Raw genomic sequence first — 23,237 nt, forward strand, 5'->3', positions numbered from 1 at the left:
AATAACTACTTGGACACACAATTTGCATCGAAAGGTTGCCTCTTTCAAGAAATTATTATCGTACGGGGAACGCCGAAGTGATCAGTTCCCATATTTTATCTTTTAATTGTTCAATCCCTTCTTGGGTTATTGCAGAAATTTGAAGCGTTGGGATACCGTTTGGTAGATTTTGTTGTAACGTAAGCCGCTCTTCATCAGAGACCATATCCATTTTTGAGATGGCGAGAAGGCGGTTTTTGTCGAGCAGCTCAGGATTGTATAAGCGGAGCTCCTGTACGAGCGTCTGGTATTCCGCTTCGATGTCTTCGCTGTTGGCCGGTACGAGGAAAAGCAGGATCGAGTTACGCTCGATATGTCTCAAAAAGCGTAAGCCGAGTCCCTTGCCTTGCGAAGCACCTTCGATAATACCCGGAATGTCGGCCATTACGAAAGATTTGTAATCGCGGTAGGGAACTACGCCCAGGTTCGGCACCAGGGTTGTGAAGGGGTAATCGGCGATTTCCGGCTTGGCGGCGGAAACTACCGAGAGTAATGTGGATTTTCCGGCATTCGGGAAGCCCACCAAACCTACATCGGCCAATACTTTCAGTTCGAGGATAAACCAATCTTCTTTTCCGGGCTCGCCGGGTTGAGCGTATTGGGGGGTTTGGTTGGTGGCAGATTTGAAATGGTCGTTACCCATTCCGCCGCGACCGCCGCGCAACAGGATCATCTCCTGTCCGTCTTCGGTGATTTCGAAGAGCTGCTCGCCTGTTTCGGCATTTTTGGCGATCGTGCCCAGCGGAACTTCCAGGATAATGTCCTTTCCGATCGCGCCTGTGCGCCGGCCACCTTCGCCGCCTTTACCGTCGAATGCCTTAACGTGTTTGGTGTATTTTAAATGCAGCAATGTCCAAAGCTGGGTATTGCCTTTCAGGATCACGTGGCCTCCACGCCCGCCGTCACCACCGTCCGGTCCGCCTTTTTCGACGTGTTTTTCACGTCTGAAGTGCATAGAACCGGCACCGCCGTTGCCGGAGCGCGCATTGATTTTTACGTAATCGATAAAGTTAGAGGAGGCCATGTGAGTATAGTGGAAAGAATAGAAATCAGGCTGCTTCGATCGCTTTCGAGATTTCCCCGAAAATGAAATCGATTTCGCCTATTCCGTTGATCGCAACAAACTTACCTTGTCCTTGGTAGTAGTCGGCAACGGGTTTTGTTTTGCTGTTATATTCCTGAATGCGTTTCGCAATCAGTTCTTCGTTCTGGTCGTCGGGACGGCCTGAAGTTTTACCGCGGTTCAGAAGGCGGGCAAGTAGCTCGTCGTCGTCAACAGACAATGCCACCATGACCGAAATGCCTTCGTTGTAGCTCGTAAGCAGATTGTCAAGTGCTTCGGCTTGCTTTACAGTTCTTGGAAAACCGTCGAAAATGAAGCCTGCCGCGCTGCGGTGCTCTTTCAACTTGTTGTCGATCATTCCGATCACCACTTCATCCGGCACCAGAATGCCCTGATCCATCAAAGTTTTGGCTTTCAGCCCCAGTTCTGTTCCCGACTGAATTTCGGAGCGCAGCAGATCTCCTGTGGAAAGGTGGATCAAATTGTACTTTGCAATTATTTTTTCACTTTGGGTGCCTTTCCCGGCGCCCGGAGGGCCAAACAGTATAAGATTCAGCATAGTTGCTTCAAAAATTGATGTCGCGGTAGACTGGTGAATAAGGGGCAAATTTACAACTCTTACTATATGTCAGCGAAATTGTTGCATAATTTTTACAAGAAAAATCCCCCTCATCATTTCTGACAAAGGGGATTCGCTATCGTAAAAGTGGCTCTATTCAGGGTATGACCACCCTTTTCACCGCTCCATCTTCATTTTGAACCACCGTTACGAACAGCGTTCCTTTTGTATTTTTCTTAAGTTCGATCTGGCCAACGTATTCACCGGCGAACTCGTGGATCTCTTTTTTGCCCACTTCTTTCCCTTTTGTGTCGGTTACCGTCACCGTCACATTGCCTTTTTGCGGTACGCTGAAACGGAGGTTAAGGATGTCGTCAACGGGATTATTGGTATAGGCATTTAGTGAACGGATGCTGGCAGACTTTACATTTTCGTGGTTATCCCATGCATAATCGAAACTGTTACCGAAGTTCTTTCCGAAATCCTCCATCTCGCGCATCATGATTTTGGCTTTCGGCCGGAAGTTCTTATCGAAATTCTTTTGGATCGATTTCATGTTTTCGTTGAATTTATCCGAATCCCAATCAAGATCGTATTTGAAATCGCCGTCCCAATGAAATACCATCGGCTCGCGCGGGTCGCGGTGGTCGATAATCACTTTTTTGCGCTTTTTGGAAGCGATTACGCCGTCGTTGCCATCATCGACGGTGATAGAAATGGTTTGTTTGCGCTTTTTGTCCACATTCAAAGAATCGAGCACTTTGTCGACGAATTTTTGCCTTTCATCATCGCTCAACGCGCCTACCTGGTAGCTTTTCTCAATGTCGCGGACTTTACCGTTATCATCCTCGGATACCCTGATCCGGATGCTCGTTTTCTTGTCAGCATCGTCGGATTTAGGTTTTTTGTCGGATTGGGCCTGTGCAACGGATAGCAGTGCCGGTGCCGCTACGAGCAGCAGCGACCATGTCAGTTTTTGAATAGATACAGTTTTCATAAAGCAGTTTTTGTTTTGAGTCTGAATGAATTGCAAAACCATGGCTATGTTGCTTGGGGTGCTGTTAAATAATGTTAAAAACACCTTTGGCCGGGGGCGAAACATTAAATTTGTTCTTGGCAAAATGTCGGGCAAAGCACTGCCCGCGTTGCACATGGGAAGCAGAAATTATGACCAAAAGGAAAATACAAATCATAGTAGGGTTGATGTGCCTAGCCCTGATCGGCCTGATCGGTTTTCAATGGTACTGGATCCGGGAGGCGATCGCGATCAAAAACGACCAGTTCAATCAGAAGGTCTCCGAGTCGGTACAGCAGGTGGTGCATCGGTTGGAAAAGCAGGAAATGATGTACCTTCTCCAACGGCGCATCGAAACCGAGCAGCAGAAAAGCAGGCTCGACCGCATTGCGCAGCTGCGTGACATGCCCATGAAGCGCACCACTCCGCCGAAACCCAAAACACCCGTTCAGGAAATGGCACCGCGCGTGCAGCCCCGCATGGAGATCGCCATCGGCCCTAATGGGGAGGAAATACATTATCAGATCATCACCGAAGCCGTTCCCACCGATGTACTGAGCCCGAATTTCAGGGTGATGGTGGACCATCAGCAGCGGATTATAGAAGAGTTTTTCCAGGCGCAGCAATACGGCATGGCCGGTATCGATGAGTTTATGCGCCGGAGGCTGGACGACGAGCGCCGTTTGGGAAATGCAATGCGCGGCATGGCCGAACCGGAAATCCGTCGGAAAGGGGATATTCTTAAAAAGGATTCGGTGACCAGGAATGTAGCAAACCGGAAAGTGGCATTGCCTGAAAACTCGAAAGGGCCGAAGCAGAAATCGAAGGCGATCCTTAGCGCCGGAGAGCCGGACCGTGCCGAGTTGCTGAAAGAGGTGATGAAGGATTTTATTTACACCAAAAGGCCGATAGAGCAGCGCGTGAACCGTTTTTTGCTGGACACACTATTGAAAAGGCAGCTGATCCAGAACGGTGTCACATTACCGTATGAATTTGCAGTGAGGGGTGCGGTACCAGGCAAGTCGTCCGACAGCCTTATTTTTTCGACCGTGAGCATGCGTCCGGGCGAATGGGAGGAGCGTTCATACAAAGCATCGCTCTTCCCGAACGAGACATTCGGCACGCAGAATGCATTGTATGTATTCTTCCCCGATCAGCAGCGGTATATTCTCAGCAATATGGGCGTCATGTTCGGTGGATCAGGCATTCTGATCATCGTGATCATGGCCTGCTTTTACATGGCTGTTACCACCATTCTTCGCCAGAAGAAGCTTTCCGACATCAAGAACGACTTTATCAACAATATGACCCACGAGTTCAAAACGCCCATTTCCACCATCGCTTTGGCTGCGGAAATGGCGCACGAGAATTCGGCTTCGTTAATGGAGACTCCCAAAGGCGCGCGGCTCGATCGCTACCTGGGCATTATCCGCGAAGAGAATAAGCGGCTTGGAACGCACGTGGAGAAGGTTCTGCAAATGGCATTGCTCGACAAAGGGCATGTCAAACTCAAAATCACCGAAACGAATATACACGACCTGATCGGCGCTGCTTTGAATGGCCAGAGTGTGCAGATCGAGCAGAAGGAAGGCGAAGTCGATCTCAACTTCGACGCCGAAGAAGATGTAGTGGCTGCGGATGAAGTGCATATCTCCAATATTTTGAACAACCTGATCGACAATGCGATCAAATACTCGCCCGAAAAGCTCCATTTAACCATTAATACTAAAAATGAAAACGGGGGTATCGCCATATCCATCACCGACAAGGGCATCGGTATGAGCCGCGAGCAGCAGCAGCGTGTTTTTGATACTTTCTATCGTGTGCCTACGGGTAATGTGCACGACGTGAAAGGCTTCGGGTTGGGGTTGAGTTATGTCAAAAAGATGGTGGAGGCGCACGAAGGCGCCGTTCGCTTGCAGAGCAAACCGGGTGAGGGAAGCACATTTACGATCTGGCTGCCGGTCCGCAAAGAGGAGCAAATAGTTTAGAAATATCGCCCGTAACCGCTAACTTGCCGTCTTTTTAAGATGACTAGCCGACAGTTACGGCAAATTTCTGAACACGCAATGATTTCCAAAACTTATGCCCCTCAGGAGATAGAGGATAAATGGTACTCCTACTGGATCGAGAACAAGTTCTTTCAGTCGAAACCCAATCCCGATAAAGAACCCTACACCATCGTGATCCCGCCGCCGAACGTCACAGGCGTGCTGCACATGGGGCATATGCTCAATAATACCATTCAGGATATTCTCGTGCGAAAGGCGCGCATGGAAGGAAAAGAGGCTTGCTGGGTACCCGGCACGGACCACGCTTCCATTGCTACCGAAGCGAAAGTGGTAGCCATGCTCAAAGAGCGCGGCATCAGCAAGCGCGACATTACCCGCGACGAATTCATCGAATACTGCTGGGAATGGACGCACAAATACGGCGGCATTATCCTCAAACAACTCCGCAAACTCGGCGCTTCGTGCGACTGGGACCGCACGCGCTTTACGATGGAGCCGGATTTATACGATTCGGTGATCGACGTTTTTATTGACCTCTATAATAAAGGAGATATTTACCGTGGTCACCGCATGGTGAACTGGGATCCCCAGGCACGCACGACCGTGTCCGATGAGGAAGTGATCATGAAGGAGTTGAATCAGAAGCTGGTTTACCTGCGGTATCCTCTCGTTGGGGAGGATGGAGAAGGGAGAATGGAAGAAGGGGTTGTGATTGCTACTACACGGCCGGAGACGATTATGGCCGACGTGGCGATTTGTGTGAACCCGGCTGACGAGCGTTATCAGCATTTGATTGGTAAGAAAGTATTGATTCCTCTGATCAACCGGGCTATTCCAATTATCGCGGATGATTATGTGGAAATGGAGTTCGGTACGGGCTGCCTGAAAGTGACGCCTGCGCATGATACGAATGACTACGAGCTTGGAAAACGCCATAACCTGCCGATCATCGACCTTTTGAATGAGGATGGTACCTTGAATGATAAGGCACAGATACTCGTGGGCGAGGATCGCTTTATTGCCCGGAAGAAGATCATCAAACTGCTCGAAGAATCGGGTAACCTCGTGAAAGTCGAGGAATACCGGTCGAATGTAGGGCATTCGGAGCGGACGGACTCGGTGATCGAGCCGCGGCTTTCGGAGCAGTGGTTCTTGAAAATGGAGAAAATCAGCAAGCCGGCATTCGATAATGTGATGAACGATACCGTTCAGCTGATTCCTGCGAAATTCAAAAATACTTACCGCCACTGGATGGAGAATGTGCGCGACTGGAATATCAGCCGCCAGCTCTGGTGGGGCCACCGGATTCCGGCTTACTATCTGAACGACGGTACGATCATCGTAGCGAAGTCGAAGCGGGAGGCATTGCGCAAAGCCCAGCACGAATACCAGCTTTTTGCATTGACCGAAGAAGACCTTACCCAGGACCCCGACGTGGTGGATACCTGGTTCTCATCGTGGTTGTGGCCGATCTCGGTTTTCAATGGGATCAAAGAGCCTGATAATGCAGATGTAAACTACTATTACCCGACCAACGACCTCGTTACGGCCCCCGAAATCCTGTTTTTCTGGGTGGCACGGATGATCATCGCAGGTTATGAATACCGCGGCCAGTATCCGTTCAAGAATGTATACCTGACGGGTATCGTTCGCGATAAGCAGGGCCGCAAAATGTCGAAATCGCTGGGTAACTCACCCGATCCGATCGATCTGATCGATAAATATGGTGCCGACAGCATCCGGACCGGCATGCTTTTCAGCTCGCAGGCGGGTAACGACTTGCCTTATGACGAGAAGCTGATCGAGCAAGGAAGGAATTTTGGAAATAAAATCTGGAATGCGTTCCGTTTGGTAAAGGGCTGGACGGTCGATAGCGAGCTGCCGGTTCCCGAAGGTTCGAAACTGGCGGTACAATGGTTTGAAAGCAAACTGAACCAGACTTTGGCTGAGGTACAAGACCATTTCACGAAATTCCGTATTTCGGATGCATTGAATTCGGTATACAAGCTGATCTGGGACGATTTCTGCGCGCAATACCTCGAAATGATCAAGCCGGGCTTTGAGCAGCCTATCGATCTCTCGACTTACGATTCGACGCTAGATTTCTTCGATCGCCAGATGCGTTTGCTGCATCCGTTCATGCCGTTCATTTCCGAGGAGATTTGGCAAAATATTATTGAAAGAGGCGAGAACGATTCAATTTGTATCGCTCATTTTCCGCAAGCAGCCGACTTCGATCAGGCATTGCTGAACGACTTTGATATTCTTTTTGAACTGGTTTCTTCCATTCGCAACCTGCGCAATGCAAAGGGAATCAGTCCTAAAACTGCTCTGCCGCTGGCGATAAGGACTGAGACTGGCGACCGTTACAATGCACTGACACCGCTGATCGAAAAGCTGGCGAATGTGGAGGGTATCAGCTACGTGACCGATGAAGCGGAAGGTACTTCGTTCCGGGTGAAATCGGATGAGTTCTTCGTGAACCTCGCCGACGAGCTGGACGTAGAAGCGGAGCGCGAGAATCTTTTGCGTGAATTGGAGTATACCAAAGGCTTCCTCGATTCGGTAGCGAAGAAACTTTCTAACGAGCGGTTCGTAGCGAATGCGAAAGGCGATATCGTGGAGAAGGAGCGCCAGAAGCAGGCCGATGCCGAAGCGAAGATCGTGACATTGACCGAAGCATTGGCTAGGCTTAAATAAACGTCAGAAATACACCTCTTTTTGTAAAGCACAAGGCATGAGCGCCTTGTGCTTTTTTGTTATGCTGGAACACGGTTTAATGTCTTGCGGACATTTAAAAAGTGCAACGAGACGACTACGTAAATGGCTCACCCTTAGGATTAATCCATGAATTAGTGGAGATAAAATCATATTCATTTTTAAAAAATTTTATTAGTTCGAACTGTTTGGAAATAGGAAAAATCCGGGCGTAAATTTCCTGCCAATCTCATGTAATTCAATTGACTATGGCGACGAAATCAGTACAGGACCTGGTGGTGCCGGTGGGCGTAACCCTCGACCGGTTTATCATGCACAGCCAAAGCGCGTTCCCGTACGCGACGGGCGAGCTGTCGCAATTGCTGCGCGACATTGCGCTCGCGGGAAAGATCATCAACCGGGAGATCAACCGCGCCGGGCTGGTAGACATTGCGGGCGGCAACGGGACCGAAAATGTGCAGGGGGAAGACCAGCAAAAACTCGATATCGTCGCCAATGTCCGTTTCATCCGCGCATTGAAAAATGGGGGAGAGGTTTGCGCGATCCTTTCCGAAGAAGAGGAAGACATTATACACACCGGCAACAACCATGGCAAGTACGTGGTAGCCATGGATCCGCTGGATGGCTCCTCCAATATCGATGTGAATGTCTCCATCGGCTCGATCTTTTCAATTTATAGAAGGATAACGCCTATCAACGGCCCGGCTTCGATGGAGGATTTCTTGCAAGGCGGCCGCAAGCAGATAGCGGCCGGGTACATTCTTTACGGCTCGTCGACGATGCTGGTGTATTCAACAGGCGATGGTGTGAACGGCTTTACTTTCGATCAGTCATTAGGTGAATTTATTTTATCACATAAAAATATAGGTACCCCTGCCGAAGGGAAGATATACTCGGTGAACGAGGGGCATTACCACAGTTACCCGCCGTTTGTGCAACAATATATTGCGCAATGCAAAACCAGGAATTTCAGCGCACGCTACATCGGGTCGCTCGTAGGGGATTTTCACCGTAATATGCTCAAAGGGGGCATTTACCTTTATCCATCCACCAAAAAAGATCCGAAAGGCAAGCTGAGGCTGCTTTATGAATGTTACCCGCTGGCATTCATTGCCGAGAAATCGGGCGGTAAGGCGAGTGACGGATTCGGAAGTATTCTCGACATTGTGCCGGAGTCGTTTCACCAGCGCTCGCCGCTTTACATCGGCTCCGCCGGGCTGGTCGATGACGTTGTGAAGGGCTGATAACCGGCTACCGTTTTAGTTTTCGTAACTTTGCGCAATGCAGACTACGCAAAACTCATTCGAGCAGTTCAAGCTCAACCGTCAATTGCTCAACGCGATTGAAGAAGCAGGTTATACCGAACCGACACCTATTCAGGAGCAGGCGATACCCGTGGCGTTGGCCGGCCAGGACATTTTGGGCATTGCCCAGACAGGTACGGGCAAGACCGCCGCTTATACGTTACCCTTATTAATGCGCATCAAATTTGCCCAGGGGCAACATCCCCGGGCATTGATTATGGCCCCCACGCGTGAGTTAGCGATGCAAATATCCGAAGCGATCACGCAGCTGAGCAAGTATACCGACATTCGTACCGTGGTACTCTACGGCGGGGTCGGGCCGAAAACGCAGATTGAAGCCCTCCGCAAGGGTGTCGACATTATCGTTGCGACGCCGGGGCGTTTCATGGATTTGTATTTCCAGGAAGAGATCGTCGTGAAGCACCTGAATGCGATGGTGCTCGACGAGGCTGACAAAATGATGGATATGGGTTTTATGCCCCAGATCCGCAAGCTGCTTGAAATCATCCCGCGTAAAAGGCAGAATATGCTTTTCTCTGCCACTTTTTCGGGGAAAGTTGAGAACCTTTCCCACGAGTTCCTCGAATTTCCTACCCGTATCGAGGTTACCCCGCAGGCGACCGCCGCTGAAATGGTGACGCAGTCGCTTTACGAGGTGTCCAACTTCCGTACGAAGATCAATCTGCTTTCCTATTTACTGGAAGACAAGGAGAACCTCACACGCGTGCTCGTGTTTACGCGCAGCCGCGAGGTGGCCGGGCTCGTGCATCAAAATCTTCTTAATAACAGGGTAGTACCCGAGGCTGAACTTCGCGTAATACATGCAAATAAGGGTCAGAATACCCGCATTAATGCCATGGAGGCGTTTAGGGAGGGGAATATCCGGGTAATGGTGGCAACCGACGTGGTGGCGCGCGGGATCGATATCACAGAAGTGAGCCATGTGATCAATTTCGATGTGCCGCTGATCTATGAAGATTACGTGCATAGGATCGGACGGACGGGGCGGGCCAATACGGTGGGCAATGCGATCACTTTTATGACCATCGCCGACGAATACCATATCCGTAAAATAGAAGCGATGATCCGCACCGAAATCCCGAGAGCGGAATTTCCCGAAGAAGTGAATGAGGCTGAAACGCCCTTCCAGGAGCGGCAGGACATGCTTCGCGAGATCGACAACCAGCGGCGTAAGGAAGATCCGACATTCAAAGGCGCTTTTCACGAGAAAAAACACAGTTACCCGCCGGCGAAAAAAACGTCCGGGAATACCGGTAAAGGCCGCAGGGGAGCGACCGGAAGAAGTAAACGAAGGTAATGCAATACTATTCCAATAAAACCGTTTAACTTGGACAATAGAAACCTGTTCTTCTATTAAAGTCAATTATGAAAGAGTCTGTTGTAATTTGGCTTGCCTTTTTGATACCTGTGCTGAGCTTTGCTCAAAACACGCATCTGGCAAGCGCGGGTCCAAGCACAGATACCAACGTTGCCCCCAAAAAGCCCCTTGATTTAAAGGAGAGGCGAGTTATCCCGCTCTTCGGGGAGGTGAGTAAGACATCGGAGCAGATTGATGAAGAGATCAAATTCCTGAATGAATGTGACAAATCATTTTCCAGCCGCACAGAGGCCAGCAGTTTTTTCGCGACCCGTGCCTGGGAATATTTGCAGGAAGGTTCTCTGGACACCGCCTGCTACCGCTTCAATCTCGCCCAACTGCTGAACGACAAGAACGTAGAAGCCTACTGGGGGCTTGGGGTTGTATCGTACCAGCGTGAAAACTGGGTGGATGCCAAAAGAATGCTGAGCAAGGGCGTGAGCCTGCAAGGAGACAATGTACCGTTGTTGGTGGATTTATCGACAGTTGAGTTGAAACTGTACGCGATTACCAGCCGGAAAGAGGAGTTGGACGAGGCGGCTGAATTGCTGAAACATGCAGTGTCCATTGATTCCACCTACGCGCTCGGCCAGTATAACCTGGCATTACTGCATTATAATCTCAATGAGCTCGACAAATCGTGGGATCATCTGCACAAGGGCCGTATATTGGATTTTACCCAGCTAAACCTCGATTTTGTAGAATTATTAAAAGCCAAGTTGCCCGATCCGCAAGGATTTTTTAAATAAGCTGGCATAGTCCGAAACAAAAAAAGTCTCCCACACGGGGGACTTTTTTTGTTTATACTGCTCATAGTCATTTGTTGATGTGCTGTGATAAGCGGCCAACGGCATTGAGCAGTTATTGAAAGAAAAATCCGGTAGGAATAACCCCTACTTTGATGGAATCGACTACGGAACCGTCCGTGCGGTAGCGTACCGCATAGCCCGCCTGCGTGTAGGATGGGCTCACACCCGCGTATAGCAGCCCTTGCAATGGATCAACGGCAAGGCCGGAGAAGTAGCGAGGGATCAGCGGCGTCGCCATCGCGATCTGTGTATCCGAGATAGAAAACTTGTAAGTTGCGCCGTACTCTTTACCCATCGCATTGAACCCCGAAAGCACGAAAAATATGCTTTTCAGATCGGGGCTGAACGTGAAATTGCCTGGCGTTTTGTCGCCGCCCGTAGCGATGGGCAGCGTTGCTTCGGTAACATTGGTTTCGGTGTTAATGCGGAGGACCTTACTACCTGCATTTACCCACAATTTTCCATTGGCATCGATACCCACCGGATTGGCGATGCCTGGTGTGGCAATCGGCGACGTTGCTTCGTCGGAAGTTGTGTTGATGATCGCTAGCTTGTTCCCGGCGCCCCACTGGATAGTTCCGATGTAAAGTTTACCATTATTGTAAACCAGATTTTCAGGGCCATCGGCCACATTGATCTTTTTGGTAACTTTTTTGGTCGTAATGTCAATAACAGCGATGTAGCCTGTGGTGTATTTCAAATCGGCATTTGTTCCCAAGCACGACACATATGCTTTATTGCCGACGAGTACTACCTCACGCGGGTTTTCAATGTCGGGCGCGCCAATTGTTCCTTCGCTTTTGAAAGTATGGCTGTCTACGAATTCAACCTTGTCCTGGCCTGCTGCCGAGTTGTCGACGAGGATAATCCCTTTCCCATTCGCCGCCACAAAATCCTGCACACCGCCTTTCAAATTAGTGCCGTTGGCAGCAGCAAAAATATCGGGGTCGGCGGTGGTCCTTTCACGTGGGAAATAGGATATCGCACCGTTATTCTGTGTGAAATTCCCTTCATTTGACACAAAAACACCACTCACATAATCTCCCTTCGCAGCCGGATCGCTTTGGTTACACGACCATAGCAACACGGTGGAAAACGCTACTGCTAATGAACTGGCTAACTGTTTTTTCATTTTCATTGATTTATTGAGAATCATAACTAAAGGTTAAACTTAATGCAAAACTTCTTCCCGGCATCGCATTATTTCTGACATTCAAATAAAACGTGTTGGTGACATTACGGATCTGCGCCTGCAAGAGCAACTTGAATTTGTTGAAGGAAAAGGTGGTTTCGCTCATCAGGTTTACAAGCCCGTAACCATCCAGGAACTGAATATTATCGGAAGTAGAATAGCGCTTGCTAACCGCCTGGAACTGGCTCGTATACCGAGTCGACCTGTACTTGAAAAACACATTGATATTTGCCGTATGCTCAGGTACAAAAGCAAGTTGTTTCCCGACAATGTCCTGTGAGTAATTATCGTAGGCTTTTTCCTGGCTGCTTTTATTGAATGCGTAGCCTGCGTCCAGCCCTGGCCGTATCGTGCCGGTCTGCTGCTGGTAACTCAGGTGTAGCTCAATGCCGCGGGCCAGCACTTGTTGCAGGTTCTCGACGCGGAAGCCCATCGACGGGTTCCAGTAGGTCCAGTCTTTGATGCGGTTATGGTAAAAACTTGCGGAAGTGCGCAATGAGCCGCCGAATACTTCCTTGAAGATTTGTTCGAGGCCTATCTCCTTATTCCAGCCTGTTTCCGGGCGGATGCCAGGATTTCCCAGATCTTTCCAATAGCGTTCATTCAGCGTAGGCACGCGGTAGCTGCGGCCAGCCGAGCCTTTGATTTTGAGATTATAATGTATTTTTTGAATTAAACCATATTCCAGCCCTACCGAAGGCGTGAATGGCGGATTATAGCCTGTCACAAACCCTTGCCTGAGATTCACGGACGCGGTAATCCTCGAACCCGGCTGCCAGCGCGTCAGTAGAAAAAAGTCTGTGCGGTTCTCGCTCACGGGCGATTGCGCATAGCCGGGTACACGCGAACGATAATGCGTCCATTCCCCGCCGGTTTTGATGGAAACAGCATTTATGTTGTCTCCCAGACTTAGTGTAAAGTCTTTTTCGACTCTTGACGCGAACTTGTTAGTTACCGAATGGTCGGGGTGGGCGAGGTCGCCTTTGGCATAATCGATGACGTCGCGTACCCATGCTGTGCGCACCGCAAGCGTCCGCACCTGATAGCGAACCATCGTGCGGTAGGCGGTTGTCCGGGTCATTTCACGGCCTTGCTCGTCGTCGGGTGTCAAAGTCAGGTTATTGTCGGTGAGCCAGATATGTGCTGATAACTCCCGGTCATTTTTTGCACGAAAGAACAGGTCTTGCACCATTCCTTTCTGCCAGGTTTCCGTGGGCAAAAGCAGGTAGCTTCTTCGGTAACGCCTTGGATAATCGTTGTTCATCAGTCCGTTGTAGAAGGCTGTTTTTCCGGAAACCGACCATTGATCGTTCAAACTTCCAGAATAGCGTGCATTTGCCTGAAACTGATGGTTATTGAAACTGTCGTGCTGCGATCCTGCCGAAGTCTTGAACGCATCATTATTGACGTTGCTCCCTAGCAGAATGCTTCCACCTACGGCGTCGGAACCTACAATGCTGGCCGCTGAGCCATATTGAACCGAAAGCTGGTCGAAGCCGGCAACGGGAATCGTGGAAAAATCGGTCTGTCCGAGGGTGGGGGCGTTAATATTGAGCCCGTTCCATAAAACAGCCGTGTGGTTGGCAGAAGTGCCTCTGAATGAGGCGGTACTAAGTTGCCCTGGGCCGTAATTCCTGAACGCAATAGGTGTAAATGCGGAAAGCACATCGCTGATATTCTGAAACCGTAGCTGGGCGAGGGAAGTTGAGTCTATGGTCTGTATTTTGAGGCCGCTCATGAATTTTTGAGGAACAAAACCCCTGACTACCACCGGGTCGAGGTCGATGGAGTCTTTTTGCGCATAACAAGGTAGTGCCAGTGCAAAACTTGCCCACAATATCCAGTAACTCACAAATCTCCGGTCGGTAAACACGCTAAATCGCAATGAATGGCGGCGATCTACTGTTTTTCCTCCGAAAACGGGCCGATCAAATGCTTTGGCAGGTCTCCTGGCTCGTCTTTCGCATCCGGTGCCTTCCCGTCGTAAAAACAGTGGCATGAAGAATCGGAGGCAAATTGGCAGACTTACAGTTGCGGGGACAGCTTCCGGTTCTCGCGGAATTCCCTATTAAGCCTAATTGCTGACTAGAAGCAGCTTATGGCACCAAGCGGGTGTAAAGTTAGGTATTTTCGCCGACTTTCCGTTGTGTGTGATAACCGCTATCTTTGCGCAAATTCTGATTGCTTTTGGCTTCTTCTACTGAAAAATTTTCGACCGCGTCTTCCCTGAAAGGCATTTACCTCATGCTGGGGGCCGCTTTTTTCTTCTCGCTCACATCTGCGATCTCGAAATGGCTCGGGAGGGAATTCCACATAGTTCAACTGGTTTTTTTTAGGAATATCGTCGGCGTGGTCTTTATTATCAGCAGCATTTGGAAGCGTCCGCTGAGGCAGGAGGGAGGAAAGCTGGGATTGCTGATTTTCAGGGGAGTAGTGGGGACACTTTCTCTCTACATGCTCTTTTATGCAATTCAAACGCTCGGGCTTGGCCGTGCATCCACATATCAGTACACTTACCCGATTTTTCTCGCGCTCTTTTCCTGGCTACTCATAGGCGAAACGCTGAATGGAAAGGAATGGATGGCCATATTTGTTGGTTTTACCGGTATTTTGTTCGTCTTCCGGCCCGACCTTTCATCGTCGCTGCGAGACAATGCGTTGGGTCTGGGCAATGCTTTGCTTACGGCCGTTTCCTACCTTTCAATCCGGCAGTTAGGCGTGGTGTACGACACACGTGCGATCATTCTCTCTTTCATGCTCAGCGGTATTGTAATGCCTATTTTGTCGATGCTGGTTGGCACCTATTATCCAATGGAGCATTTGGATTTTCTAATAGGTACATTTAAATGGCCGGAGACTGCCTGGCAATGGCTGGGTTTTCTGACCCTGGGGCTTACGGCACTTTTAGGACAAAAAATGCTCACGCAGTCGTTTACCTTCGATAAAGCCGGGCGCGTCGCTGCTGTGGGGTATTCCAATATCCTTTTCTCGGTACTGATCGGCTTTTTGATGGGCGAAGCTATTCCTTCCCTTTCCATGCTGACAGGCATGCTACTGATCATTGCTGGTGGCATTCTGGTGTCTTTGGGCAAAGCAAAAAATGCTTAAAGCCGCTCGTTGAATGCCAGCCGGTTCATAAATGGATCGACAACGGTGACTGATGTATTGCATTCCAAGGCTCCTGTTCCAGGCCGGGACGGTTGTATTTGTAGTGTTTTTCGTTCAGCTCTTGATGAAAGTCCCGCACGCCGGTACATTCGATGAAAATCTTGGCGCCGGGTGTACTGTCGCCGTGATGCTCGGAGAGGTGAAGTGTGACGCCGTCCCGGGAAATTTGCATGTAGAGCGGAGCATCATCGGAATACCGATGTTCCCAGTCGATTTGGAAGCCAAGCCAGCCGATGTAAAACTCACGTGCTTTGGTTTCGTCAAAAATGCGTAAAATTGGGATGACTTTACTGGCTTCCATATCGATTGCGTTATTAGGCAATGAATTGTGTCTGAGATTTGTTTAAGAAAAGAAATCTAAAAAATTACCATGAAACGACTCCTGTCATCACTGATAATATTTCCGGCAATGCTGGTATTGCTCGCCGGTTTTAAAGCCGATACCGGTAAGGGGCGCGTTGTAGAGAAGCCCGCTGCCAATAAGCCAGCCATAGCGAGACCAGCCGAAGGCATCCAGTGGCTGACCATCGAAGAAGCGTTCGCCAAAATCCAGAAAGAGCCCCGTAAAATCCTGATCGACGTCTACACCGACTGGTGCGGCTGGTGCAAAGTGATGGACCGCGAAACGTTCAAGGACAAAGCCGTAACGGAGTATATCAATAAGAAATACTATGCCGTTAAGCTCGATGCAGAGCAAAAAGGGACGATCAAGCTCGGGGATAAGGAATTCAAATACCTTGCCCAGGGTGGCCGAGGCATTAACGAGATCGCATTGGCATTAACCAACAACCAGCCAAGTTATCCCACGACCGTCTTCCTGGACGATAAGTTTAACATGATCCAGCCGCTACCAGGTTACCTGAAAGCAAAGGAGTTTCATCAGATTATCACCTTTTTCGGAGACGATCATCACAAAAAGCAGGATTTCGAAAGTTATAAAGCGAAGACTTACGGGACTTTGTATCCTGCGAAATAGACGCTAAACCGCTTCCCCTTCCTGCATTCTTTCTGCATTCTCAGCAATGCGCAGTTTCTCGATCAATTCGGCAATATCGCCTTCCATAACAGCCGGAAGATTGTATACGGTGTATCCAATCCGGTGATCGGTAATGCGGCTTTGGGGGTAGTTGTAGGTCCGTATTTTGTCGGAACGGTCGCCGCTACCTACCATCGATTTCCGCTGTGAACTAATCGCATCGTTGTGTTTCTTCAATTCGATCTCGTACAGGCGAGAGCGTAGTACGCTTAACGCGCGATCTTTGTTTTTGAGTTGTGAACGCTCGTCCTGGCAGCTTACGACGAGCCCGGACGGAATGTGGGTCAAACGCACCGCGGAATAAGTCGTGTTAACCGATTGTCCACCCGCACCTGACGATTGGAAAGTATCGACACGAACGTCGTTCATATTGATCTGGACGTCCACTTCCTCCGCTTCCGGCAGAACAGCCACCGAAGCAGCAGATGTGTGAATACGTCCCTGAGATTCCGTGGCAGGTACGCGCTGTACGCGGTGCACACCCGATTCAAACTTCATTTTGCCATACACATCCTCGCCCTCCACTTTGCAGATAATTTCTTTATAACCGCCGTTGGTACCCTCCGTGTAGTCCATAATCGATGAACGCCAGCCCATTTTTTCGAAAAAACGCTGATACATTCTAAAAAGGTCGCCGGCAAAAATAGCGGCCTCGTCGCCACCGGTACCGCCGCGGACTTCGAGGATAATATTACGGCTGTCGTTAGGATCTTTTGGAATAAGCAGCTCTTTAATCGCCTGTTCCAGGTCTGCGAGCTTAGGGACCAGCTCATCGAGCTCTTCCTTCGCCATTTCCCGCAGATCTTCGTCTTTCTCAGTTGCTATAAGTTCCTTGGTGCCGGCGATGTCTTTCTGCAACTTCTGGTAAAGCGCATACTGGTCCACGATCTTGCCAAGGTCTTTGTACTCCTTGCTGATCTTGGAATAACGTGAAGAGTCGGACACTACTTCGGGTTGTATGATTTGTTGAGAAACCTCTTCAAACCGTTCTTTTATAGCTTCTAATTTATCGATCATCTTTATTGAATATCTTTGGCACCTCGCATTCGGGGCACAAAGATACGCATTTTAGCTAAATGAATAGTTTCAAGGGACTGGCTGCGTATTGTGGATAAAACCGTTTGCTGGTTTAAACTAACATCTGGAACAATGAAAAGAATAATATGTATCGTGATGCTGGCAAGTGCTTTGGTCGGTTGCGACTTCAAAAGCGGGCGTATTGAGAACACGAAAGAGCTGAGCAGGGAAATCAAAGCATCGCAGATCAAGCGGGTTACCAACGTCCAACTTATATCATCGGCCGATGAATGGGGAAAGAAAATAGCCGAGATCGCCGAAAAGGCTTTAAAAGGCGAGCTCGAAAAGAATCCCGACGCCGGACTGGCACATTGCCGGGACCTGGGCGGTATTCCGGTGATTGCCGCATTGGAAAAGGAATATGGGGTTAAAGTCGAATTGTTCGGTACAAATGACATGAAACGTCCCGGCTTGCTCGCCAAGGAGCGGGAGATCCTCGACGCATACGCTTACAGTGCGAAAAGCAAAACCCCGGCGGGCGACAATTTGCAGCAATTGAATGACACGCTGCTCGTGTACAATGCTCCTCTTTCATCGGAAAGCGTTATTTGCAAGAAATGCATGGCAACCCAGGATACGACTTTCGCTGTCTGGCGATTGCTTTTCAACAAAAAGGAAATTATCAGAAAGCTGGACGCCAAGCAATTGAAGGATTGATATTCAAAGGGATACTGTTCATTAGAACAATATCCCTTCTTTTTTACTTCCCGACAACCTGATAGATATCATACCAATCTTCGCGGCTCAGCTTAATATCCGAAGCACTTGCACCGTTGCGGATGCGCGCCTCCGAGAGCGAACCGATAATGGGTAATGTGCCCAGTTTCATGAGCCAGGCGACGGCGGTCTGCTCAATATTAGCATCGTATTTCTTACCGACTTCATCGAGTTTGGCCCTCAGGCGCACGGCTTTTTCGTCGGTACCATTCAGGATTTTTCCTCCGGCTAGCGGTGCCCAGGCTAATGGTTTACTGAAGCTCTGTTTGATGAAGTCGATGCGGCCGTCCTCGATCGCCGTTGTATTCATCAAATTCAGCTCGATATGGTTCGTAACGATCGGAATACGAAGGTAGGACGCGAGCAGTTGATGCTGGAATACCGTAAAATTAGCAACGCCGATATGTTTCGCTTTGCCCGAGGTTACGATCTCGGCCAATGCCATGGCTGTTTCTTCGGGGTCGGCCAGAAGGTCGCTTTGATGCAGCAGAAAAATGTCCAGATAATCGGTCTTCAGTCTTTTGAGCGAACCGTTGATACTATTGATAATGTGCTCACGCGAATTATCGTAGTAAGTCAGGTATTTATCCGGTGACGTCCTGATGCCGCATTTGCTGAACAACACAATGTCTTCCCGCTTGAATGACTTGTTAGCGATGATCTTGCCGAAATGTTCTTCAATGGTGTGGTCGCCGTAAACATCAGCATGGTCGAATGTATTAATGCCCAGATCGAGGCAGAGATTGACCGTTTTTTCAATTTGCGTGGTGGTAACGGCACCTTCGTCGGTCCATCTCCAGAAACCATAAATTGCTTCCGAGACCTTCGGGCCGGAATCGCTGAGGCTTACTTTTTTCATCGGTGGTAGTTTGAATTCCTGCAAAAATATCTATTTCTCCAATCGTTTATCCTTTACGATCAGATAAAAATCATTGTCCAGTTCCAGGTAGCCGTAGTCGTAAACGAAGTGGTAAATGCTTCCTTTGAGTGTCGGACGGATGTTGGTAATCAGGTTAAAATCAAAGCCTTTGGCTAATAAAATGTGCTTGGTTGTCTTGGATTTATCGTCTGGGCAAAGCTCTTCCAGAATCCGGCGGTTCTTCCGGAGCTGGTTATTTATATTCCTCATCAGGTTATGGGAATCGGAATTGAGGCGGTTGTTAAAGCTGTTGCGGCACATGTCGCAACAAAACTTTTTGTCGATCCTCCCCATTAGCGGTTTGCCGCATTCCTGGCAATTGTTCATGTGTTTTCCGTTTGGCCGGAGCACTTGACGCCCAGGCAGTGTGCATAGATTTTCCCGAGCTGCAATATAGCAAAATTCATTACCGAGGTTCAATAGCCCGCATTTTTCCGTTTGCAAACGGCTACAAATGTTTTCATATGACTATAAGCGGTTAAAAACCGACTCGATTCTTCCGGTCCCTGCACCTTTGCATTGCCGGTTCGCATTATCTAGCCCGGCATCAGTATTCATCATCTAAACATTATCAGAATGAACTCGGTAAAATTAATCGGAAATGTAGGTCGCGAAATCAACGTAAGAGAGTTTGATGGCGGCAAAATGCTCAGCTTTTCACTGGCGACGGATGAAGGGTATGTTAACAGGAATAAGGAAGAGGTTAAGAACACGGTCTGGCACACGGTCGTAGTGTGGCGGGAACTGGCGCAGCGCTGCGAGGAATTTCTGACGACCGGGAAAATGGTTTCGATTGAGGGACGGCTAACCTATCGCCAGTATGTCGACAAAGATAATCGCACGGTAAGGCGTACGGAGGTGACTGCTCATAAAGTAGAGGAAGTCCAGAAGAAGCAGGAGGCGGTGGTATGAACGCGTTAATAGTAACAGGCCTCATACCTGGTCTGACATGAGGCCTGTTTTCTTATCAAAGGCTTTTTTCGAGCGCCGCTTTCCAATTGCTGTAAGCGTCACGCGTAGCCTGCGTCACATTTGCGTCGGGTTCGATCGTGCGTAATGCGGTGAGGCCTACGAACGCCTCTTCACGGTTTTTGTAGTAACCGAGTCCGAAACCGGCCGCGCGGGCTGCACCTTGTGCACCATCGGTATTATACAGTTCGACGGTGGCACCGGAGACATTGGCAAAAGTCTCCCTGAAAACAGGGCTGAGGAACATGTTGGCCTCACCTGCACGGATATTTTTAAGGGATACGCCCACCGTTTCCATGATTTCCATGCCATAATAGAGTGCGAAAACTATGCCCTCCTGTGACGCGCGCGTAAAGTGGCTAAGCCCGTGACGGCTGAATTGAAGTCCTTTGAATGTGCTTCCCGGATCCTTGTTTTCAAGCATGCGCTCTGCGCCATTACCAAAAGGAAGGCAGAACAGGCCATCGGACCCGACAGGTGCCTGTGCAGCCAGGCTGTTCATTTCAGGGTAAGAGACATTCCCCTGGAACAATGCATTACGCAGCCAGCCGTTCAGGCTTCCCGTCCCGTTTACGCACAGTAAAACGCCGTAACGCGATGCCGAAGAAATCGGGTTTACGTGGAGGAAGGTATTAACGCGTGATTTTGGATCGAATTTAATTTGGTCGCTGACGCCATACACAACCCCGGAAGTTCCGGCAGTTGCGGCAACCTCCCCAGGTTCGAGTACGTTAAGTGAAAAGGCATTGTTCGGCTGGTCGCCGGCGCGGTACGTGACGGGAATACCCGCCTGTAATCCAAGCTCGGCAGCGGCGGCGGCGGTTACTCTCCCTTGCTCGGCAAAAGTAGGTAGCACCTCGGGCAGGATGCTCTGACTGAACCCGAAATGGTCGAACAGGAAATCGGCCGGGCGTTGATTGACGAAATCCCAGAATATGCCTTCGGAAAGTCCGGATGGGGTCGTTACGACCTCGCCTGTCATACGGGCGGCAAGGTAATCGCCTGGAAGCATGAACTTGTGGACTTTCGCATAAACCTCAGGTTCGTTCTGTTTCACCCAACCGAGTTTGGAGGCCGTGAAATTACCCGGTGAATTGAGCAAATGAGGCAGTACATATTCCTCGCCCAAAGCGTCCATTGCCTGGTTGCCCACTTCGACAGCACGGCTGTCGCACCAGATGATAGATGGGCGGAGAACATTCAGGTTTTCATCCACGACCACAAGCCCGTGCATTTGGTAAGAAATTCCGATTGCACCCACCTCGTCGGGGGAAACGTTTGCTTTTTTGATAACGGCCTGGGAAGCCAGGCACGCATTCTCCCACCACATCTGAGGCTGCTGCTCGGCGAAACCCGGCTTTGGGGCTGCAATAGTCATTTCCCTTTCAGGATAGAATGCGGAGGCGGCAACTGCCCCGGTATCTGCGTGAATCAAACAAGCTTTGACGGACGAACTGCCTAAATCGAATCCAAGGAAATACATTGCGAAATATGATTATTTTGATTTAAAGTGCTTCGGTGTTTAAATATAAGTGCTAAAAAGTACAAAAATGTTCAAATATCTTTAAGAAAAGAAACATAATAAGTGTAAATTTTACACTTAAATATAAATGTATGGAAAGCATACGGGAAAGTGATGTCAGATCAGTCAGAAATGGGTATATTAATGACGCAATGAAACTAAAGGGTTGATTTTAGGGTCTCCTTTGTGTTTATCTTGCAAGAGGTCAAATATCTATGCGATATTTGAGGAAAATTTCAAGTTGCTGACATCCTTTATCGGGAATTATGAAGAAAGTTGTACAAGTCGTACTCATTGGTGGGTTGTTTTTGTTGTTTTCAGAGTTTCGCCCTGTCGATAAAAAATGGGAGAAACCGTTTTCACGTCTCAATAGGGAAATCAGAGAGAATAGTAAGGCCTATGCCACACTCGGAGATGCAACCAGGACCATCGGGCACCGGCTTACCGGAAGTGCAAATGGCGAAAAGGCCGAGGAATATGCGTTCAAGCTTTTGAAAAGCTATGGCTTCACCGATGTTGTATATCAACCTTTTGAAGTAGAAGCGTGGATGCGGGACACCGTCACATTATCCATAGCACCCGGCAGCAGCGACAACTTTCGTGATGTTCCCGTTGTTTCGCTCGCACATTCGCCCGTGGAGTCCAATCTACACGGCGAAATTGTAGATGTCGGCAACGGATTGGAAGAAGACTTTCTGGCCCTGAAAGATAAGGTAAAGGGTAAAGTTGCGATGGCCAACATTAACCTCGTTGGCGTAACTGGCAAAAAGAATCTGCACCGGTCGGAAAAAACAGCATTGGCGATCAAATATGGCGCGAAGGGGATGATCATGGTCAACGGTGCACCCGGCAAAATTTTGCTTACCGGAACCGCGTCGGTTACCGGTGCTATCATCTCTATCCCAGCCGTTTGCATATCCAATGAAAGCGGCCATGAGATAAGGAAATGGATTAAGGACGAAGGCCCGTTAGAAGCGCATATCGACATGCACAACATTTCGAAGCCTATCAAAGCCCGTAATGTAATAGCTACGCTAAAAGGAAAGTCCGACGAGAAGGTTATTATCGGCGGTCACCTCGATTCGTGGGATCTTGCTACGGGCGCAATTGACAACGGAATCGGGTCGTTTGCCGTGATTGACATAGCCAGGGCATTCAAGGCATTGAAAGTGAAGCCTGAACGGACCATTCAGTTTGTGTTGTTCATGGGAGAAGAGCAGGGGCTTCTGGGATCCAAGCATTTTGTGAATGAGCTCAAAAAGTCAGGAACAATCGATAAGGTTTCGTATATGATGAACCTCGATATGACCAACGATCCAAATGGAGCCAATACGTTCGGACGGGATGAAATGACCGAGTTCTTTGCGACGGTCGGCCAAGCGATCCAGTCCGTGAACAGTGACTATAAGAATGAAACGACGAACAGGGCCGGCCTGCACAGCGACCATCAGCCTTTTATGCTGGAAGGGGTGCCCATCGCAGGCTTGTCGGGGCACCTCGATCCTAATGTGCTACAATGTTATCATGCGGATTGTGATGATTTCAGCCTGGTGAATAAGGACCAATTGGAAAACACGGTGCGTATCGCATCTATGTATTTGTATGCATTATCGAATGCGGAAAACATTGCCGTAAAGAAATTGTCCGACCAGAAAACCCGTGATTATTTGATATCTCAGGGATTAAAAGAAGAATTGATTATAGGCCAGGAATGGCGCTGGGAACAGTAAGCTATTTGCC

General features: G+C 49.2%; 20 protein-coding genes and 1 riboswitch. Of the genes, 10 read left to right on the forward strand and 10 right to left on the reverse strand.

The annotated features are described in order from the left end of the window. Window positions 1-55: 55 nt before the first annotated feature. The 3 genes from obgE to ACTJJJ_RS10435 all read right to left on the reverse strand — a co-directional run bounded on the left by obgE (window position 56) and on the right by ACTJJJ_RS10435 (window position 2,658). Entirely contained in the window at window positions 56-1,063 is a 1,008-nt protein-coding gene (gene obgE, locus ACTJJJ_RS10425; protein WP_440701744.1) for a GTPase ObgE, read from the reverse strand. 25 nt (window positions 1,064-1,088) lie between these two features. Next, window positions 1,089-1,661 carry an adenylate kinase gene (locus ACTJJJ_RS10430; RefSeq protein WP_188938968.1) on the reverse strand — a complete coding sequence of 191 codons (573 nt, stop codon included), beginning with the start codon at window positions 1,659-1,661 and terminating at the stop codon, window positions 1,089-1,091. 157 nt (window positions 1,662-1,818) lie between these two features. Beyond that, complete coding sequence (locus tag ACTJJJ_RS10435; RefSeq protein WP_440701745.1) at window positions 1,819-2,658, reverse strand: T9SS type A sorting domain-containing protein; 840 nt, start codon at window positions 2,656-2,658, stop codon at window positions 1,819-1,821. Window positions 2,659-2,864: 206 nt separating this feature from the next. Between ACTJJJ_RS10435 and ACTJJJ_RS10440 the strand changes: the two genes are divergently transcribed. The 5 genes from ACTJJJ_RS10440 (at window position 2,865) to ACTJJJ_RS10460 (ending at window position 10,837) form a co-directional block, all read left to right on the forward strand. Beyond that, on the forward strand, window positions 2,865-4,667 hold the full coding sequence (locus tag ACTJJJ_RS10440; protein ID WP_440701746.1) for a sensor histidine kinase: 1,803 nt from the start codon (window positions 2,865-2,867) through the stop codon (window positions 4,665-4,667). Window positions 4,668-4,745: 78 nt separating this feature from the next. Beyond that, window positions 4,746-7,388: a valine--tRNA ligase gene (locus ACTJJJ_RS10445; protein ID WP_440701747.1), complete on the forward strand. Its 2,643-nt coding sequence runs from the start codon at window positions 4,746-4,748 to the stop codon at window positions 7,386-7,388. Window positions 7,389-7,654: 266 nt separating this feature from the next. After that, a complete protein-coding gene (gene fbp / locus ACTJJJ_RS10450; protein ID WP_440701748.1) occupies window positions 7,655-8,650 on the forward strand; it encodes a class 1 fructose-bisphosphatase in 996 nt (331 codons plus the stop codon). A 37-nt stretch (window positions 8,651-8,687) separates the two neighbouring features. Then, a complete protein-coding gene (locus ACTJJJ_RS10455; protein WP_188938963.1) occupies window positions 8,688-10,028 on the forward strand; it encodes a DEAD/DEAH box helicase in 1,341 nt (446 codons plus the stop codon). 68 nt (window positions 10,029-10,096) lie between these two features. Then, on the forward strand, window positions 10,097-10,837 hold the full coding sequence (locus tag ACTJJJ_RS10460) for a tetratricopeptide repeat protein (RefSeq protein ID WP_229223348.1): 741 nt from the start codon (window positions 10,097-10,099) through the stop codon (window positions 10,835-10,837). A 112-nt stretch (window positions 10,838-10,949) separates the two neighbouring features. On the opposite strand, the gene ACTJJJ_RS10465 is transcribed toward ACTJJJ_RS10460, so the two are convergent. Then, on the reverse strand, window positions 10,950-12,029 hold the full coding sequence (locus ACTJJJ_RS10465; RefSeq protein WP_440701749.1) for a DUF5074 domain-containing protein: 1,080 nt from the start codon (window positions 12,027-12,029) through the stop codon (window positions 10,950-10,952). Between the two features lie 10 nt (window positions 12,030-12,039). Then, on the reverse strand, window positions 12,040-13,941 hold the full coding sequence (locus tag ACTJJJ_RS10470; RefSeq protein WP_440701750.1) for a TonB-dependent receptor plug domain-containing protein: 1,902 nt from the start codon (window positions 13,939-13,941) through the stop codon (window positions 12,040-12,042). A gap of 70 nt (window positions 13,942-14,011) precedes the next feature. Continuing rightward, window positions 14,012-14,212: riboswitch (cobalamin riboswitch) on the reverse strand. A gap of 64 nt (window positions 14,213-14,276) precedes the next feature. Here ACTJJJ_RS10470 and ACTJJJ_RS10475 point away from each other — a divergent pair. Further along, a complete protein-coding gene (locus ACTJJJ_RS10475; protein WP_440701751.1) occupies window positions 14,277-15,197 on the forward strand; it encodes a DMT family transporter in 921 nt (306 codons plus the stop codon). Between the two features lie 25 nt (window positions 15,198-15,222). On the opposite strand, the gene ACTJJJ_RS10480 is transcribed toward ACTJJJ_RS10475, so the two are convergent. Then, window positions 15,223-15,558 (reverse strand): glyoxalase superfamily protein, encoded by a 336-nt coding sequence (locus tag ACTJJJ_RS10480; RefSeq protein ID WP_440701752.1) that lies wholly within the window; start codon window positions 15,556-15,558, stop codon window positions 15,223-15,225. Window positions 15,559-15,627: 69 nt separating this feature from the next. Here ACTJJJ_RS10480 and ACTJJJ_RS10485 point away from each other — a divergent pair, with 69 nt between their 5' ends. Beyond that, on the forward strand, window positions 15,628-16,233 hold the full coding sequence (locus ACTJJJ_RS10485; RefSeq protein WP_188938959.1) for a thioredoxin family protein: 606 nt from the start codon (window positions 15,628-15,630) through the stop codon (window positions 16,231-16,233). Window positions 16,234-16,236: 3 nt separating this feature from the next. On the opposite strand, the gene prfA is transcribed toward ACTJJJ_RS10485, so the two are convergent. Next, window positions 16,237-17,310, reverse strand: coding sequence for a peptide chain release factor 1 (gene prfA, locus ACTJJJ_RS10490; RefSeq protein ID WP_188938958.1), 1,074 nt, complete (start codon window positions 17,308-17,310; stop codon window positions 16,237-16,239). Between the two features lie 132 nt (window positions 17,311-17,442). On the opposite strand from prfA, the gene ACTJJJ_RS10495 reads away from it, so the two are divergent. Further along, window positions 17,443-18,027 (forward strand): hypothetical protein, encoded by a 585-nt coding sequence (locus ACTJJJ_RS10495; protein WP_440701753.1) that lies wholly within the window; start codon window positions 17,443-17,445, stop codon window positions 18,025-18,027. A gap of 43 nt (window positions 18,028-18,070) precedes the next feature. Here ACTJJJ_RS10495 and ACTJJJ_RS10500 read toward each other — a convergent pair whose 3' ends face one another. Together ACTJJJ_RS10500 and ACTJJJ_RS10505 are read right to left on the reverse strand one after the other, a co-directional pair. Then, a complete protein-coding gene (locus ACTJJJ_RS10500; protein ID WP_188938957.1) occupies window positions 18,071-18,946 on the reverse strand; it encodes an aldo/keto reductase in 876 nt (291 codons plus the stop codon). A 30-nt stretch (window positions 18,947-18,976) separates the two neighbouring features. Continuing rightward, complete coding sequence (locus tag ACTJJJ_RS10505; RefSeq protein WP_188938956.1) at window positions 18,977-19,333, reverse strand: hypothetical protein; 357 nt, start codon at window positions 19,331-19,333, stop codon at window positions 18,977-18,979. A 249-nt stretch (window positions 19,334-19,582) separates the two neighbouring features. On the opposite strand from ACTJJJ_RS10505, the gene ACTJJJ_RS10510 reads away from it, so the two are divergent. Continuing rightward, entirely contained in the window at window positions 19,583-19,918 is a 336-nt protein-coding gene (locus ACTJJJ_RS10510) for a single-stranded DNA-binding protein (RefSeq protein WP_188938955.1), read from the forward strand. 55 nt (window positions 19,919-19,973) lie between these two features. On the opposite strand, the gene ACTJJJ_RS10515 is transcribed toward ACTJJJ_RS10510, so the two are convergent. Then, window positions 19,974-21,458 (reverse strand): xylulokinase, encoded by a 1,485-nt coding sequence (locus ACTJJJ_RS10515; RefSeq protein ID WP_440701754.1) that lies wholly within the window; start codon window positions 21,456-21,458, stop codon window positions 19,974-19,976. A gap of 305 nt (window positions 21,459-21,763) precedes the next feature. Here ACTJJJ_RS10515 and ACTJJJ_RS10520 point away from each other — a divergent pair, with 305 nt between their 5' ends. Next, window positions 21,764-23,227, forward strand: a complete 1,464-nt coding sequence (locus ACTJJJ_RS10520) for a M20/M25/M40 family metallo-hydrolase (protein ID WP_188938953.1) — start codon at window positions 21,764-21,766, stop codon at window positions 23,225-23,227. The last annotated feature ends 10 nt before the right edge of the window (window positions 23,228-23,237 follow it).

This window comes from Dyadobacter sp. 22481 (genome assembly GCF_052044875.1).
GTDB lineage: Bacteria > Bacteroidota > Bacteroidia > Cytophagales > Spirosomataceae > Dyadobacter > Dyadobacter endophyticus.